Consider the following 16,318-nt stretch of genomic DNA (forward strand, 5'->3'; position numbering starts at 1 on the left):
GGTTCTCGTCGAAGCTCATCTCATCCCTCGACGCCGACGCTCCATGGACCCGGCCCCCGCCGGCTGAGGTCCCACGAACCCCCGCCTCAGGAGCAGGCACTGAGTGGGCGTTAAGTCCGTTTCTGGTAGCGGCCTCGTCCGGGTTGGGTGAGGAAGCCTTGACGGGTGAGGCGTCTGAGGCGGCTGCGGGTGATGTTGACGGATGCCTCGTCGGTGGGCATGCCGAGGAGTTCGTGCAGCTCGCGGGCCCGGAACACCTGGTCGGGGTGCTGGTTGAAAGTGTTCACGATGGTTTGGTAGGCAGTGCTCGACTCAGGTGGATCGGGTTCGGTCCCGGTCGGTGCGAGTTCGGCGATGATCTTGCGGGTGGTGGCCAGGTCCGCAAGATGCGCTTCGGTCTCGGTGAGAATGGCAGTGAAGTGCGCGATCTGATTGCGGAGTTCGTCCGCCCGGGCCGTGGCCTCGTTCTCCCGGATGTGAAGGTCCACCAGGAGTTCGGTGATGTTCACGCGGCCAGCCCGATGGTGTCGCGCCAGGCCGGCGTGGGCGTGGTGAGGCGCCGGGCCATGTTCGCGGTGGAGGCCCAGTAGACGCGCGAGGCGGAGGTGTCAGGCCGGTGGTCGTACTCACGGGTCAGGCGCCGGTGGAGCATCAGCGTGCCATTCGTCTGCTCGACCACCCACCGCTTGGGCTGCGGGACGAACCCTTTGCCCTGGTCGGCAGGGTTGCGGCGGACGACCTCGACGCCGATGTCCAGCAGTGCGCCGTGAACGATGACCGCTTCCTTGAAGCCTTGGTCGACCAGGGCTTTCTCCAGGCGCATTCCGCACCGCTCGGCGGCCTGGTCGAGCAGGGCGGTGCCGGCGGCGTTGTCGTGCGCCGAGGCGGCCATGACGACGACGCCGATGATCAGCCCCAGCACGTCGACGGCCAGTCCCCGCTTGCGCCCCGACACCTTCTTGTTCGCGTCCAGCCCCGTCGTGGTCCTGGGGAAACCCGCCGCGGCGCGGACGGACTGGGTGTCGATGATCACGAGGGACGGGTCCTCTAATCGGCGGGCTTTCTCCCGGACCTGGCAGCGCAGGAGTTCCTGAATCCGCTGGTCGAGCCCATCCTCGCGCCACAACCTGAAGAGTAGAACACCGCCGACCAGGCCGGCAGGTCATGCGGCAGCATGCGCCACTGACAGCCCGTCCGGTTCTGATAGAAGATCGCGTTCACGACCTCCCTCAGGTCACAAGACCCGGGATCCCCGGTCGCCGACCGCGCCACCCGGCCCTGTTTCCAGGCCGTGATCATCGGCTCGATCAACGCCCACTGCCCGTCCGACAAGTCGCTGAGATACGGCTCTCTCTTCACGCCCCGCATCTCAACATGGACATGCCCATCGGGCAGGCCGGACCGCGATCAGTACCACGATCGAGCGATCACGAACGAAGAGAAGTCGGACTTAACGACCACTGAAAGATGGCCACCGATCGGCGGCCCACTCGGGCCAACCCTGCCAATCAGGAGGCGGGGGCCAATCTCATCCCCATCGAGTTCTGCAGCATCCGGCTCCTCGAACAGCTTCCTCCAGTTCAAGAGGTCCGCCTCGCTCATCGGGAAGGTCTGATCCGGAGTGAGCGACTGGCGACGGACGATCCTCGCGCGCTGGGTTTCCAGGTCCACCGGCAACCGCCAGCCATCGGATTGCGGACCTCTCAACACGAGACCAGCATCCGAAATCCAGGACCACGGTGGTTCCAAGCCTGAGCGCCTCCAGGGCAAGCGAGAGCAGCCGGGCCTTGACCCCGGGTTTTGGACACCGGAGAGACTTGGATCTTGATGGTCCAGGAGAATGGAGTCCCCGTGGGGATGAAGCATTACCCCGCCGAGTGCAAGGCGGACGCGGTCGCGTTGTACCGGTCGCGTCCGGGAGTGACGATCAAGTCGGTCGCTGGTGATCTCGGGGTGAACACCGAGACGCTGCGGAACTGGATCCGGGCCGCCGACGGCCGCGGCCCCGGTGCCCACTCCGCGCCTCCGGCCGCTGCGCAGGCTGATGGTGCCGGCGTGGAGCTGGCCGCGGCGCGGAAGAGGATCCGTGAGCTGGAGGAAGAGCGCGACATCCTCCGCAAGGCGGCCCGGTATTTCGCCGGGGAGACGCGCTGGTGAGGAGCCGTCAGTGAATTACTGACGGTTTTCGGTGTGGCTGCCGTACGTACCGTGATACGTGGTCTGTTGTGGGGATTTCTGAGGAGGACCTGGCGGTCCTGGACGTGAAGTTCGCGGCGTTGTTGCCGCATCTGGATGAGCGGCAGCGTCGTTTGTATCTGGCGTCGGAGGCCGAGGCGCTGGGGCACGGCGGGATCGTGGCGGTGGCCAGGCTGGCGGAGGTCTCGGAGTCGACCGTCGCGCGGGGATGCACCGAACTCGCCAGCGGGGCCGAGTCGTTGGGCCGGGTGCGTCGGCCAGGTGGTGGCCGCAGGTCGGCTGCTGAGCGGGACCCTGGCCTCCGGCCGGCGCTCGAGGCGTTGATCGAGCCGCGGGAGGTGGGTGATCCGGTGTCTCCGTTGCGCTGGACGACGGCGTCGTTGCGGGACCTGGCTCGAGAGCTGAGCGATGCGGGGCATCCGGTCAGTGCTCCGGTGGTCGGCGGGCTGCTGCGGGAGATGGGGTTCAGTCTGCAGGGCATGGCCAAGACCCGGGCCGGCTCGCAGTCACCGGACCGTGACGCCCAGTTCCGGCATATCAACGCGGCCGCCGAGCTCTTCCTGGCCCGCGGCTTGCCCGTGGTGAGCGTGGATGCGAAGCAGAAGGAACCGATCGGCGAGTTCGCCCGTCCCGGCCGTACCTACCGTCCAAAGGGCGATCCGATCACCGCTCCGGACCATGATTTCACCGGGCCGGACACCCCGATCGCCATCCCCTACGGCGTCTACGACCTTGGACGTGACACCGGCTGGGTGAACGTGGGTACCAACCGCAACACCGCCGCCTTCGCGGTGGAGTCCCTGCGCCGCTGGTGGAACGACCAGGGCAAGGCGGACTACCCCGGCGCTGGCAGGCTGCTGGTCACGGCGGACTCCGGCGGAGCGAACTCCGCCGACTCCCACCTGTTCAAGATGGACCTCGCCGTCTTCGCCGACGAGTCCGGCTTGTCCGTCACCGTCGCCCACTTCCCGCCCGGGACACAATGCCGTTGCTTGAACTCGTCAAGCAGTTCGCAGTGACGCTGGAGGGGCGGGGTCGTTGGGCCGGGCATGCATCCTTGGGTGGGGTTGTCCGATCATGTGCGGCTGGGGGTAGTGACCCGATGGGTGACTCCGGAACTCGTCGCCGGGGTGCTGGAGAAGTGCCGGGTCCGGGACAAGAAGCCCGGCGCTCTGCCCGCTGGGTTCATGGTCTATTTCACCCTTGCGCTGGCACTGTTCCAGCAGGACTCCTACGACGATGTCGCTGAACACCTGGTCGGCAGCGTCCCAGAGCTGAGTGCAAGCATTCCGAACAAGTCGTCGTTTACCCGGGCGCGCGGGCGTCTGGGTCCGCTGGTGTTGGAGGGCGTGTTCCGGGAGCTGGCCGGCCCGTTGGCGCCGGTCGGACTGCAGGACTCCTTCTACCGCGGGATGCGGCTGGCCGCGGTAGACGGGTTCGTGCTGGACGCACCGGACACGAAGGTGAACCGGGCCGCGTTCGGCGGGCCGGTCAAGAACGGCCACCCGGCAGGTTTTCCCCAGGTGAGGGTGGTGACGCTGACCGAGTGCGGCACCCACGCGCAGATCGACGCGGCGGTGGGCGGCTTCAACGGCGGCGAGCGTGAACTCGCGATTGCTCTGGCCGTTTCAGCGGCCGGGATGCTCGTGGTCATGGACCGCAACTTTCCCGGGGTCGCCTTATGGAAGGCGTATCTGGAAGCCGGGTCGCATCTCCTGCTCCGGGCCCGTTCACCCGTGGCCCACCGTCCGGTCGAGCATCTCGCTGACGGCACCTACTCGGCGAGGATGAATCTGGCCGGCCAGAAGGGTGCGCACCCCGGCGGTGTGCTGGTCCGGGTGATCGAGTACCGCGTCAACGGCGGTGAGGTGGTCAGGCTGCTGACCGACCTGCTGGACCCGGTGGAGTATCCGGCGTCGGAGCTGTCAGCTCTGTACCGGGAAAGATGGGAGGCGGAGTCGGCGTTTCGGCAGATCAAGACGTTCCAGCGCGGACCGGCCGAAGTCCTGCGTTCTGGCGACCCCGCCCTTGTCCGGCAGGAGGTCTGGGCGCATCTGACGGTGCACCACTGCCTGACCCGGGTCGTCATGAAGCTGGCTGACGACAACGGTATCGACCCGGACCGGGTGTCGTTCGTCAAAGTCCTCAAGCACACACGCCGCAGCGTGGTCCGCCAGTGCGCGGACACACCCAAGAAGATCAAGACGTTCCTGGCCGTACTTGCGGCGAAGGTGCACCGCAAGCTGGACAACGGCACCCGGCGTCTACGCGAGGCGGACCGGCACCTGAAGCGGCCGGACTCGAAGTACTCCTCCAAGCTCTCCTACCGGATCAACACCCGGGACCGGCAACCCACACGCCGGGTCAAACCCAAGGTCATCACGCTGCATCCCGCGATAGTTCACTAACTCAAGCAACGGCATTGGCCCGGGACATCGAAGTGGAACAAGGTCGAACACCGCCTGTTCTCCCGCATCACCCACAGCCTGCGCGGCCGGCCCCTGACCAGCTACGAAGTACTGATCCAGACGATTTCGGCGACCCGGACCCGCACCGGACTGACCGTCAAAGCCGCGCTGGACGAGAACACCTACCCCACCGGCCGCAAACTCACCCGGGCCGACCGCAAAGCGATCACGGAGCGCGTCACCCGCGACGAGTTCCATGGCGAGTGGAACTACACGATCACCCCGCACGACCCCGCACAAGCTGCCCGGTCCGCACCCGAGCCAGCACCGCCGCCGATCCCGGCCGAGGCGACTTTCCTCCTCACCCACCCGGTCCTGACCGGCCTGACACGCGAGGAGTTCGACCAGCTCGTGCTCCAGCTCGAACCGTGCCGCCAGATCCTGGCCGAGGCCCAGCGCCAGAGCGAAGGGCGGGACCGGCGCGGCCGCAACCCCGGATTCGGCATCCTCGACCACCGCCACCGCGTCCTGGTCGCCCTACTCAGAAGCCGCAACACCGTCACCCTGACCCTGATGGGCAAGATCCTCGGGCACGACCGCAACACGCTGAGCTACCACGCCATGACGAGCAGGCCACTGCTGGCCTTCGCCGGAACCGGCCTCACCCCCACACTCACCCCACAGACGCATCCACCACGCACACTCGAAGCTCTGCAAAAGGTGATCACCGACCACGACAACAAGATCAAATCAGGCAGTAGTTGATTGACAACCCCTGAACCGCTGCCAGTTCGTTGGAGATCATCAGCGCCGGTTCGGCGTCACGCGGTTGTGTTCGATGCCGGGCATCTCTCGCCCGAGCTTCTGCTACTGGCGCCGCACCGCAGCCGCAAGGGCGGCCCGGCAGATCGCCGAGGCCGGGCTCGCGGCCCGGATACGCAAGGTTCACCAGGACTCCGACGGCACCTACGGCGCCCCCAGGATCACGGCGGAACTCCGCGACGAGGGGGAACGGATCAACCACAAACGCGTCGCCAGCATTATGCGGACCATCGGAGTCGGGGGTGTCCGTCTGCGGCGTCGGCACCGGACCACCGTTGCGGACCAGGCGGCGCCGAAGGCGCCGGATCTGATCGGCCGTGACTTCACCGCGGCCGCGGTGAACACGAAGTACGCCGGCGACATCACGTATCTGCCGGTCAGCGGCTCGAAGCCGCTCTGCCTCGCGACCGTCATCGGCCTCGCCTCACGTCGGCTGGCCGGATGGGCCATCGCCGACCACATGCGCACAGAACTCGTCACCGACGCCCTGACAGCAGCCGGGCGAACCCGCGGGAGCCTGGCCGGAGCGGTCATGCACACGGATCACGGATCCCAAGGCGGATTCAACTGGTCGTCGCAACACCTTGATCACGGAGGTGTGCGATGGGACAAGACCAGCAGCAGAAGGTGCCGAAGGCGCCTGCGGGAGCGCGACGGCAGTGGGCGGCGGATCGGGCGATGCGACCGCCGATGCGTTCACCGGGTCGGCCGGAGCCGTCTCGTGCAGTGCAGCGCCACTTCTGGCAGCGGATCGCGTCGGGAGTGACGACGGCAGAGGCCGCGGTGGCTGTTGGCGTTTCATGTCCGGTCGGAACCCGATGGTTCCGTCACGCTGGCGGGATGCCGCCGATCAGCCTGGATGAGCCCACCGGCCGCTATCTGTCGTTCGCTGAGCGTGAGGAGATCGCGCTGCTGCGCGCCCAGGAGTTCGGCGTGCGGGAGATCGCTCGCAGGACCGGCCGCGACGCGGGCACGATCTCACGCGAGCTGCGCCGCAACGCGGCGACCCGGGGCGGCAAACCGGTCTACCGGGCTCTGGTGGCGCAGTGGAAAGCGCAGCAGGCTGCGAAGCGCCCGAAGACCGCGAAGCTCGCAGGCGACGAAAGGTTGCGTGAGTACGTGCAGGAGCGGCTCGCCGGCAGCGTCCGTCGCCCCGACGGCATGATCGTCACCGGGCCAAAGACGCCTGGGTGGAAAGGGCTGAACAAGCCGCATCGGCAGGACAGGCGGTGGGCGACGGCATGGAGCCCGGAGCAGATCTCGCACCGGCTCCCTGTCGACTTCCCCGATGATGAGTCCATGCGCATCAGCCACGAAGCGATCTACCAGGCGCTGTTCATCGAAGGCCGTGGCGCGCTCAAGCGGGAACTGGTCACGTGTCTGCGCACCGGCCGGGCGCTGCGGGTTCCCCGTGCACGGTCGCAGAACAGGCCTCAGGGGCATGTCACCGCGGACGTCATCCTCAGTGAACGCCCCGCCGAGGCCGGGGACCGCGCGGTCCCTGGACACTGGGAAGGCGATTTGATCATCGGGACGGGCCGCTCCGCGATCGGCACGCTTGTCGAGCGCAGCAGCCGCTCCACGCTCCTGGTGCACCTGCCTCGGCTCGATGGCTGGGGCGCGAGCCCGCCCGTGAAGAACGGCCCCCCGCTCGGCGGCTATGGCGCGATCGCGATGAACGCGGCGCTCACCACGTCGATGACGCAGCTGCCCGAGCAGCTACGCAAGACCCTCACCTGGGACCGTGGGAAGGAACTCTCCGGTCATGCCCAGTTCGCTCTCGATACCGGGACAAAGGTGTTCTTCGCCGATCCGCACTCGCCCTGGCAACGACCGAGAAACGAGAACACGAACGGGCTACTGCGTCAGTACTTCCCGAAGGGCACTGATCTCTCCCGCTGGTCGTCCACGGACCTCGAAGCCGTCGCCACGGCGATCAACAACCGGCCCCGCAAGGTCCTCGGCTGGCGGACGCCGGCCGAGGTCTTCGAAGAGCAGCTACGCTCGCTGCAACAGCCCGGTGTTGCAACGACTGGTTGAACTCGCCCAATACACGAGCAGGGCCTTCGCTGAGATCTGCAGGTCAGCAGGGGTCCGGCAGAGCATGGGCGCGGTCGAGTCCAGCGCGGACAACGCTGCTGCGGAAAGCTTCAATGCCGCCTTCAAGAGGGAGACGCTCAAAGGCCGGAAGGCCTGGTCGAGCGAGCGTGAGGCCAGGCTCAACGCCTTCCGCTGGCTGACCCGATACAACACCCGGCGCCGGCACTCCCGCCTCGGCCAGCGATCTCCGACCGCCTACGAGAACGACTCCCAACCAACAGCAACTACCCTGACCCAAGCCGCATAGACGTGTTCAGAATCCGGAGTCAAGGCCCGTACGCCTCGACGAACGCCGTGCGGCTGGCCCTGCCGCGGGCGCCGTTTCGGGGGTCCTCGCGGACGTGCGGGTGGCGGTGGCGCGGGAGAGGCGCTCGCGGTTGTGATCCCGGTCCGTGGGGCCGGTCGCGGGTCGGGAACCGTTCCGCCGGATCCTGCGTGAGCTCTTGATGGGCAGTCGGCTGATGGAGGGGATCTGATGAAAACGCGGACGATGGTTAGCGTGGCGGTATCGGCATGCGTGGCGCTGGTGGCTTGCGGGTGCGGTCCGGAGAAAGCGAAGGAGAACGCTGACGCAAAGCCTTCGCAGCCGTCCGCGTCCACACCGGCGAAAACACCCTCGGGCACTCCGTCCGCGTCCGCCGGAACCGAGAAGCCGTCGGCCACTGTGACTGGTATCCAGCCCGCGCCCAGGACGAAGGAGCGCGCGATCCAGCGGTATGAGCAGTACCTCCACGGCCTCGGGCGTGAGGACATCGGCACGGTCTGCGAAGTGGCCGGGCCCGGCGCGAAGAAGGCAGAGGAGCAGGGATTCGGTCCGTGCACGTCGACGTACGTGATCGTGTTTCAGATGATCTCACCCGAGCAGAAGAAGGCCCTACAGACCGCGACGGTCGATTCGCAGCGCGTCCCTGTGCGCACCCTCGACAAGATCGAGATGCCGCTCGAAGCGGTCAGGTCCTCCGCCACCTTCTCCGAGGAAGACCTGGGCAGCTACACCCTGGAGTACCTCAAGAACGACTACTACGTCACCGACGGAAAGTGACCCTCCGTACGGGCTGACCTGGCGGCAGAAGCGAATTCGTTGACGATCGGACCAAGGGGTCTGGATACGGGCGCGCTGACCTGTTCGAGAGCCGTGACGACACCGCGGCGAGGTGCAGTTCGTGCCCTGTGGGCAGGACGCGGTCCCGGAGGAGGAGTTCCGAACGCTGGGCGGTATGGGATGTAGAAGACGACGAGGGGCACCATCCGGCGACTTGGACGTACGACGATGTTCGCCGTGGTGCGTGGAGCGGGGATGACTCTTGGATCGGCCCTGATGGCCCTCGTGGTTTGGTGGATTGACATCCGTTGACCTGCTGCGACCTGCGGGTGGTCACCTGGTCCGGGCACCGCCCGCAGGGGTTCGCTGCGGGCAGCAGGCCCGGAGCGTCTCGGTGACAGCGACCTGCGACGCTGCGGGCCGTTGATCCAGGTGATGTCGTGGTTGATCAGTTCGTTGCTGGACCGAAGGGTCATCGCGCCGGTCTTGAGTCGGTGGCGGTGGGTCAGGCTGCGGAAGAGTAGATCGCTGTCGGGAGGCTGGAGGGGTTCGAGGACGGCTACGGCTCGCGCGGCCGGGCGCCGATAATCCAGGCGGCCGGGGTGCCGCTGGGATCGTGCTCGCCCTTGAAGGCGAGGTCGGCATCGGCCTGCGGCCCGCCGCGCTGGTCGCGGACACCGGATACGGCGCGAACGCCGACTTCCGAAACCGCCTGGAAGACCGCGGGCTCTCCTATGTCCTTCAAGTCAAGGGCGAGATGACTGCTCATGCAGAAGGCGCCGAACCGCATCAGCCCGCCTACGGCGGGATCGGCCCCAAGCCCCTGGCGCGCTACCGCACCCGCCCGCTCTCCTTGCGCGACCATGTGCTGGCTGCCGGACGGCGCCAGGGCCGGACGGTCACCTGGCCCAAGGGTTCGAAAGCCGCGATGAGCTCGCACTTCGTGCTGCTGCGGGTCCGTCTCGCCGGGCGGCGGCCGAAGCCGGCTGCCGACGGGACGATCCCTCTGGTCTGGCTGATCGCCCAGTGGCCCGAAGGCGAGGCGGAGCCGGTGAAGTACTGGATCTCGAACCTGCCCGCCAAGGATCTGATCCGACTGGTGACCCGATCACCTTGCCGGCCGCGACTTCCAGGGCGGCGAAGAGGGTGGTGGTGCCGGCACGGATGCAGTCGTGGCTGCGTCGTTCGGGAACGCCGGGCATCATCGGCAGGACCGGCTGCGACCGGTCCAGGGCCTGGATCTGCGACTTCTCGTGCACGCAGAGAACCAGGGCCTTCTCCGGCGGGTCGAGGTAGAGACCGACGACGTCGCGGACCTTGTCAATGAAGAACGGGTCCGTGGAGAGCTTGAACGTCTGCGAGCGGTGCGGGGCGAGCGCAAACGCCCGCCAGATCCTCGAGACCGTCGACTGCGACATCCCGGTCGCCGCGGCCATCGACCTCGTCGACCAGTGGGTCGCGTTCTTCGGTTTCTCCTCGAGTGTCCCGACGATCACTCGCTCCACATCGGCGTCGGTGATTTTCCGCGGTACACCCGGCCTGGGCTCGTCACACAGACCGTCCAGGCCGTGCTCCAGGAAGCGCCGCCGCCAGGTGCGGACCGTGTCCGGAGCGATCCACAGCCGACGGGACACCTCCATAATCGAGTGGCCGTCTGCGCACTCCAGCACGATCCGCGCCCGCTGAGCCAAAGCCTGCGCGGTCGTGCGCCGACGCACCCAGCCCTCCAACACAACCTGCTGGGCATCAGTCAGTGGCAACGGCGGAATCTTCGGTCCCGGACGGCTCATACCGAACTAACGCCAAACCTCAGACTCAGGTCACTAGCGACGGAGCTGCTGCCCATGACCAGGGTGTAGGGGCGGGCGAGTTCTGTCAGCGGCACGGACGCCTGCCCGGCGGACTTGTCCGCGACCAGCCCGGCCTCGGCACCAATCGCCCCCAAGAGCCTGTCGCAAACTTCCGTCGCGGCGGGCCCCTGAGGCTGTGCGGTCCTCGAAAAGGCACCCGCGCAGCCGTCGGTGTCCGCTGGGACAACCAGCACAGCGGTGGCCGCGTCGCTCGTCACTATCGCCGTGCTCGCCGGACGAGAGCCCACCAAGGCGTAGGCGCCAGCGAGGCCGGCCAGCGCCATGGACGCCCTGGCCCGCGCACTTCTCCGCGGGCCATGTCGAGGAGGCCCTGCACGGTCTCCCGTACGCCGGGACGTGGGGGCTTACGGGGCTTGGGTGTCCTGACGTACGCATTCGATGAGGTAGTCGCCGGTGTCGGGGTCGATGGTGACGCCGTGTGCTTCGCTGTGGAAGCCGGGGAAGGCGCGGTCGAATGCCTCCAGTGCGCCGAGGTAGCGCAGGACCGGGCCGTCGGGGGCTCCGAGTGCTTCTCCAGGCATCAGGACGGGGATCCCGGGCGGAGTTACGGTGACCATGGCTGCGGCCACCCTGCCGGCGGCTTGGGCGAGGGGGAGGCGTTCGGTGCCGCCCCGGATCAGCTGCTGGTAACAGGTCTGGGGCGGGACGACCGGTTCGGGCAGGTCCTGGAAGGCGGTGTCCAGGGCGTCGATCAGTTCGGCTCGGGTGAGGTGTTCGTGCATCTCCTGGCACAAACCGCGCAGGGTCGTGCCGCCATAGCGCTGCGGGTGGCGCTCGACCAGGTGGGGCAGTACCTGCCGCAGTGGGGTGTCGGCGTCGTGGAGGGCTTTGAAGTCCATGAGAGCGTCCATCAGGGTGCCCCATTTGCCCTTGGTGATGCCCATGGAGAACAAGATGAGTGTGGTGTAGGTGTCGGTCTTCTCCACGACGATGCCGCGGCCCGCGAGGTAGGCGGTGAGGATGCGGGCGGGGATGCCCCAGGTGTCCGTCTCGCCGCGCGCGTTGACGCCTGGGCAGGTCAGCGTCACTTTGATGGGGTCCAGCAGGCACTGTCCGCGGCTCAGTCCCGGGAAGCCGTGCCAGTCCGCGTCGGGGTCGAGCTCCCAGCAGCGGGGGTCGGCGGCCAGCAGCACGGGGGAGGCGTCGGCGAAGGGGACGGTGGTCCCGTCGGCCGGGTCGGTGACGGTATCGGGCTGCCAGACGCCGAAGAACCACGGCAGCCGGTCGCCGGCGTCCGCGATCCGGCGTCCTGTTCGCACGACGGCCTGCCGGAACCGGATCGCTTCGGTGACCGCCTCGTTGACCAGCCACTCGCCCTGTGGCCCGTCCATCATCGCCGCGGCCACATCCAGCGAGGCGATCACCGGATACAGGGCCGAGGTAGTGCCGTGCATCATGAACGCCTCGTTGAACCGGTGGTGTTCGACCGGCGCCCGGGGTGAGGACTTCACGTGCACCATGGCACTCTGCGACAAGGCGGCCAGCAGCTTGTGCGTGGACTGGGTAGCGAAAACGGTGGGACGTTCCTCGCTCGCGAAGGTGTCCGGGCCCACGGCCATGCCATAGCGGCCGGCGTAGAGGGGGTGGAAGCGGGCGTAGGCGAACCAGGCTTCGTCGAAGTGCAGACGGGGAGTACTGGGGGCCAGGGCACGCGCGGTCTGCACGGTGTCGTAGCACAGACCGTCATAGGTCGAGTTGGTGATCACCGCGTACTCAGCCTGGGGGGAGACCGCCCCTGGCGTCAGCGGGTGGGCGGCGATCCTGGCGGCCACCGCTGCGGGCAGGGTCTCACTGGCAGGGAGAGGGCCCGCCAGGCCGTATCCGTTGCGGGTCGGGACGAGGTAGACCGGTCGGGCACCGGAGATCACCAGGCCGTGCAGCACGGACTTGTGGCAGTTGCGGTCCACCAATGCGATCTCGTCGGCGGTGACGCAGTAGTGACCCACCATGCGGTCGGCCGTGGAGTCACCATGCAGCACGAAGTACGTCCGGTCCGCGCCGAAGACGCGTGCGGCGTTACGCTCGGCGTCCCCGATGGGACCGCTGTGCTCGAAGAGGGAACCCAGCTCCTCCACCGAGATCGACAGGTCGGTGCGGAAGAGCCGCTCACCGTAGTAGTCGAAGAAGGCCCGGCCGACGGGCGACTTCAAGAACGCCACCCCGCCGGAGTGCGCCGGGGTGTGCCATGAGTATTCGTGGGCGTCGTCGAACCGTCGCAGCGCTTTGAAGAACGGCGGCAGGATGGAGTCGCCATAGGCGCGTGCCGCATTGAAGACTCGGCCGGCGATGAAGGACGGCGTGTCCTCCAAAGGCCAGATGTAGCCGACAGCGGTCTCGGCCACCCACAGGGGCAGGCGGTCCAGGCCGTGGTCCGCCTCCTCGCTCATGACGACGAAAACAGGCAGGGCCGTGAACCGGCGGATAATCTGCCGCAGGACTGCCCCTCCCCCGCCCTCGGCGCCTGCGCCGGTCTCGGACGGCAGGTCCCAGGCGACGACCGCGGCCGTCAAGCCTGCCTCAGTACGCAGGGCGGCACAGGCCCCCTCGACCGTCCGCGCCCACCGCACCTCCAGCCCGCGGTCCTCCAACTCCTTGCCGATCCGCCGCAGCTGGTCACCGCCGACGCCCCGGCCCAAAGGGTCCTCGCGCAAGGCTAGCAGGACACTACCGTTTGCCATGACACTCTCCACCCACGTGCGCACCAAGCCGCCCGACAGGCCAAGTGTCGAGTGCAAACGCCAAGGATCGTGTCGAAAACCGGCAGCCTCACCCGTTCGAGGAGTCGTAAAGCCAGACAGGGCCATGCAGGTCGCGGACCGGCCACAGCCGCAACCACCGCGGGCCGCCCAGGTCCCAGAAGACCGGGGTGCTGCGCACGCTCACCCGGCGGGTCCTGCTCCGGACCCCGGCACTCCTCTGCCGTGACATCCAGGCGCGGCTTCCGCAAGCTGATCCGCTCAGGATCCGATAGCGGACTCGCTGTCGGGGTGGATGTGGAAGACCTGATCCAGGCCGACGACGCGCAGCACGCGCAACGTGTTGGCGGGGACGGCCCAAAGGCGATGTCGGCCTGGGCAGCCAGGGCGTGGTTGCGGGCCGCGATCAGGGTGCTGATTCCGCTGGAGGCACAGAATTCCATGCGGTCGAACGGTCCGGGGTGATGAGCGCTTCGAGATAGTCGTGGCAGATGCGTGCCATCGGGCTGTTCGTGACGGATGAACGCTCACAGAAGCTCGCCCCCGCCAGCCCTTCCGGCGGCCAGCCTGGTGCCCCGCATGGCCCGTCACGTGGCAACGCTGCTTCACCCTCGTACAACGCCACATCGAAGCCGGCGGGCATCTGCCCGCGGTTCCCGGGGAGTCGTAGTCCAGGGCAAGGACCTCGAAGCAGTGAGCCTTTTCCATCCTCACGCTGACGCGTGGTGGAGGACGAGGATGGCCTTCACGATGTCGGTGGTCCGGTGGTGCTGCAGCGGAGCTTGCGGAGTAGGCGCCAGCCCTTCAGGACGGCCATGGCCTGCTCTCGCCGACGCACCGGATCTTGGCGTGGCTGCTGTTGTGACGTCGCTTCCAGCGCTTGAGCTGGCGGCTCCGGAAGGGCACCCGGATGTGCCGGCCGGCCCCTTGGTACGCCTTGTCCGCCCAGCATTTCAGCAGCCGCCGTCACGGATCTGCTGCTCGACCAGATAGAGAAGTGGACACAACGCGGGGTGCTGGACGCCTCGCAGAGCAGCGAGCTCAAGTTCCTCACCGCGAAGACGTTCATCGAACGGCAGTCACCCGGGGGTGAGGCATGACCAATTCCTGGCAGGAAGCCGCCGCCCACGCCGAGCGGGCCCTGCGCGGTGACCTCGCGGCCAGACAGCTCGCCCAAGCCGCCGTCGCCGAGCTGCGCACCCAACCGCCGCCGCTCCACCATCCCCACTTCGGCAGGGACTTCGGCTATCTCGCCGCCCTGCTCGACACGCTCGACCTGCTGGAGGACTCACACCGGCTGATCGAGCACGTCGTGGGGCTGATCTTCCTGGATCCTGCGCCCACCGACCTCTCCCACGAGGGCCGCAACAACCTCGCAGTCGCGCTGGCGGACCGCGGCGAACTCACGGCCGCGGCCGCCTTGCTGTCGACCATGGTGGTCTTCCCCCGGCCGGGCGGGACCGGATCGTCGCTGGAGACGGCCCGCACACTGGCCAATGTCGCGGCGATCAAGCTACGCCTGGGCGCGTCGGCCGGCGCCGGCCAGGCAGCCGGGCAGGCTCTTCGGCTCCTGCCCCGTGGTGAGCAGTCCGAGGATGGTCTCGACGTGCGGTTGCTGACCGAGTCGGTACTGGCCGCGGTCGCGCGACTGGAACGACGGCACGAGGACGCGGACCGCTGGGTGGACGCGATCGCCGAAACGGCTCGGCAGCTCACCCGTCTTCTCGGCGGCGATCACCCGAAGGGCCTGGCGGCGCTGGTCACCCTGGCGCGGGCCGAGTTCGAGTCGGCCAAGGCGGTCGGTGACGGCGAGCGAATGGAACGTGCTGCCGACATCCTGGCCGTCACCGCCCAGAAAGCATCCGCGACTCTCGGTCCCCGTCATCCGCTCGCGTTGTCCGCCCTCGCCAATTTGGCGACCACCGAGTTCGAGTCCGCTCGGACAAACCGGGATGAACGCCGCCTCCAAGGTGCACTCGCGCTGGTCGCGGCCGCGATCAGGCCGTCGGCAGACGAACGGCAGGACACCACCCGGAAGCGGGGACTGGCGGACGTTTCCCGCCGACGCCGGTCCACCACCGAGATGCTGCGCTTCAGCGTGCTCGGCCCGGTGCGGGCTTGGCGCGACAACGAACTGCTGCCCGAAGGCGCCCCCCAGCAGCGCGCCCTGCTCGCCGCGCTCCTGCTGCGCGACGGCCGCACCGCCACCGCACCCGAACTCGTCGACGCCATCTGGGGCGAGGACCCACCGTCGCACGCTCTGGCAGCCCTGCGCACGTACGCCGCCCGGCTGCGAAAGATGCTCGATCCCGGACTCCTCGTCTCCGAATCCGGCGGCTACGCCATCCGCACCCCCACTGATTCCCTCGACCTCGGCATAATAGCCCGCCACCTCGCCGCCGACGCCGACCGCGCCCGCGCCGCCGGCGACCATGCCCTCGCCCGTACTCTGATCGCCCGTGCACTCGACCTCTGGGACGGTGAGCCGCTCACGGGGGTCCCGGGCCCGCAAGCCGCGACCGAGCGCACCCGGCTCGCCGAATGGCGACTCCAACTGATCGAGATCCGCATCGACCTGGACCTGCAAGCCGGACGCCACGCCGAGGCCGTTTCCGAACTCACCGCGCTCACCGCCGCCCACCCGTAGGACCTGGCCGACGCGGGAGCGGACGCGAGCCAGTACGAGACCACCGCCACAGCCGTACGGGAGGCGGCGCGGGCGGCGGGCGACGCGCGCGCGGAGGCCCGTGCCCGGATCGCATACACCTCGCTGCTCCTGGCATCCGGGCGGTTCGAGCAGGCCGACCAGGAGGCGCGGATCGCGGTGAAACTGGCCCGCACCAGCGGCGATACCCTGCCGGTGGGGGCGGGTCTACACGACCGTGGGGTCATCGCGGCCGAGCCAGTGTTCGCCCAGACAATTCGCACCACCGGGTGGATTTGCGGCACAAGCACAGCGGCCGCAGTCCTGGCCTTGGTGGTCACACTGCTGCTCACAGCATCGTCTGACGGCGCGTCGGCGCTTCAGGCCGAAGCGAACGGCGAACTCGACGAAGTGGCCCGGGCCAAGCAGCGCTGGTCCTCCTCTCCGGCACCGTAGGCGGCGGCGAACGCCGTCAACAGCTGCTCGGTGGGCAGCCGCCGGCCGGTCAGTGCGCTGTGCGCGCTGTGGGAGGGCTGGCC

Annotated in this window: 8 protein-coding genes and 10 pseudogenes; 11 read left to right on the forward strand and 7 right to left on the reverse strand. The window is 68.1% G+C overall.

The window, feature by feature from the left end:
• Positions 1–110: 110 nt before the first annotated feature.
• From OG429_RS00260 to OG429_RS00270, 3 genes and pseudogenes are all read right to left on the reverse strand, one after another.
• Positions 111–509, reverse strand: a complete 399-nt coding sequence (locus OG429_RS00260) for a hypothetical protein (RefSeq protein WP_328923252.1) — start codon at positions 507–509, stop codon at positions 111–113.
• Positions 506–1,359, reverse strand: a pseudogene (locus OG429_RS00265) (IS5 family transposase). Before OG429_RS00265 ends, OG429_RS00260 begins: the two are co-directional and overlap by 4 nt.
• Positions 1,360–1,450: 91 nt before the next feature.
• Positions 1,451–1,780: pseudogene (locus OG429_RS00270) on the reverse strand (AAA family ATPase).
• Between the two features lie 77 nt (positions 1,781–1,857).
• Between OG429_RS00270 and OG429_RS00275 the strand changes: the two are divergent.
• The 9 genes and pseudogenes from OG429_RS00275 to OG429_RS41275 all read left to right on the forward strand — a co-directional run.
• Positions 1,858–2,157: a transposase gene (locus tag OG429_RS00275; protein WP_328923253.1), complete on the forward strand. Its 300-nt coding sequence runs from the start codon at positions 1,858–1,860 to the stop codon at positions 2,155–2,157.
• A 74-nt stretch (positions 2,158–2,231) separates the two neighbouring features.
• Positions 2,232–3,176, forward strand: a pseudogene (locus OG429_RS00280) (ISAzo13 family transposase); the annotation flags it as partial.
• A gap of 69 nt (positions 3,177–3,245) precedes the next feature.
• On the forward strand, positions 3,246–4,604 hold the full coding sequence (locus OG429_RS00285) for an IS4 family transposase (protein ID WP_328923254.1): 1,359 nt from the start codon (positions 3,246–3,248) through the stop codon (positions 4,602–4,604).
• A gap of 18 nt (positions 4,605–4,622) precedes the next feature.
• Positions 4,623–5,369 (forward strand): annotated as a pseudogene (locus OG429_RS41270) (ISAzo13-like element transposase-related protein); the annotation flags it as partial.
• A 10-nt stretch (positions 5,370–5,379) separates the two neighbouring features.
• Entirely contained in the window at positions 5,380–6,192 is an 813-nt protein-coding gene (locus tag OG429_RS00300; RefSeq protein WP_328930116.1) for an IS3 family transposase, read from the forward strand.
• Positions 6,105–7,466 carry an IS30 family transposase gene (locus OG429_RS00305; protein ID WP_328923256.1) on the forward strand — a complete coding sequence of 454 codons (1,362 nt, stop codon included), beginning with the start codon at positions 6,105–6,107 and terminating at the stop codon, positions 7,464–7,466. Before OG429_RS00300 ends, OG429_RS00305 begins: the two co-directional genes overlap by 88 nt.
• Before the next feature lie 4 nt (positions 7,467–7,470).
• Positions 7,471–7,773: pseudogene (locus OG429_RS00310) on the forward strand (integrase core domain-containing protein); the annotation flags it as partial.
• Between the two features lie 417 nt (positions 7,774–8,190).
• The gene (locus OG429_RS00315) at positions 8,191–8,568 is read left to right on the forward strand and encodes a hypothetical protein (protein ID WP_328923257.1); all 378 of its coding nucleotides are present in this window, start codon (positions 8,191–8,193) and stop codon (positions 8,566–8,568) included.
• A 640-nt stretch (positions 8,569–9,208) separates the two neighbouring features.
• A pseudogene (locus OG429_RS41275) lies at positions 9,209–9,667 on the forward strand (transposase); the annotation flags it as partial.
• Positions 9,668–9,671: 4 nt separating this feature from the next.
• Here OG429_RS41275 and OG429_RS00325 read toward each other — a convergent pair.
• The 4 genes and pseudogenes from OG429_RS00325 to OG429_RS00340 form a co-directional block, all read right to left on the reverse strand.
• Positions 9,672–10,358: pseudogene (locus OG429_RS00325) on the reverse strand (IS630 family transposase); the annotation flags it as partial.
• Positions 10,359–10,783: 425 nt separating this feature from the next.
• A complete protein-coding gene (locus OG429_RS00330) occupies positions 10,784–13,117 on the reverse strand; it encodes an Orn/Lys/Arg decarboxylase N-terminal domain-containing protein (RefSeq protein WP_328923258.1) in 2,334 nt (777 codons plus the stop codon).
• A gap of 279 nt (positions 13,118–13,396) precedes the next feature.
• Positions 13,397–13,578: pseudogene (locus tag OG429_RS00335) on the reverse strand (STAS domain-containing protein); the annotation flags it as partial.
• Positions 13,579–13,845: 267 nt separating this feature from the next.
• Positions 13,846–14,092: pseudogene (locus OG429_RS00340) on the reverse strand (transposase family protein); the annotation flags it as partial.
• Between the two features lie 1,126 nt (positions 14,093–15,218).
• Here OG429_RS00340 and OG429_RS00345 point away from each other — a divergent pair.
• Positions 15,219–15,779 (forward strand): annotated as a pseudogene (locus OG429_RS00345) (AfsR/SARP family transcriptional regulator); the annotation flags it as partial.
• A 180-nt stretch (positions 15,780–15,959) separates the two neighbouring features.
• Positions 15,960–16,235, forward strand: coding sequence for a hypothetical protein (locus tag OG429_RS00350; RefSeq protein WP_328930562.1), 276 nt, complete (start codon positions 15,960–15,962; stop codon positions 16,233–16,235).
• The last annotated feature ends 83 nt before the right edge of the window (positions 16,236–16,318 follow it).

Origin of the sequence: Streptomyces sp. NBC_00190 (genome assembly GCF_036203305.1) — a bacterium.
In the GTDB taxonomy this organism is placed as follows: Bacteria; Actinomycetota; Actinomycetes; order Streptomycetales; family Streptomycetaceae; genus Streptomyces.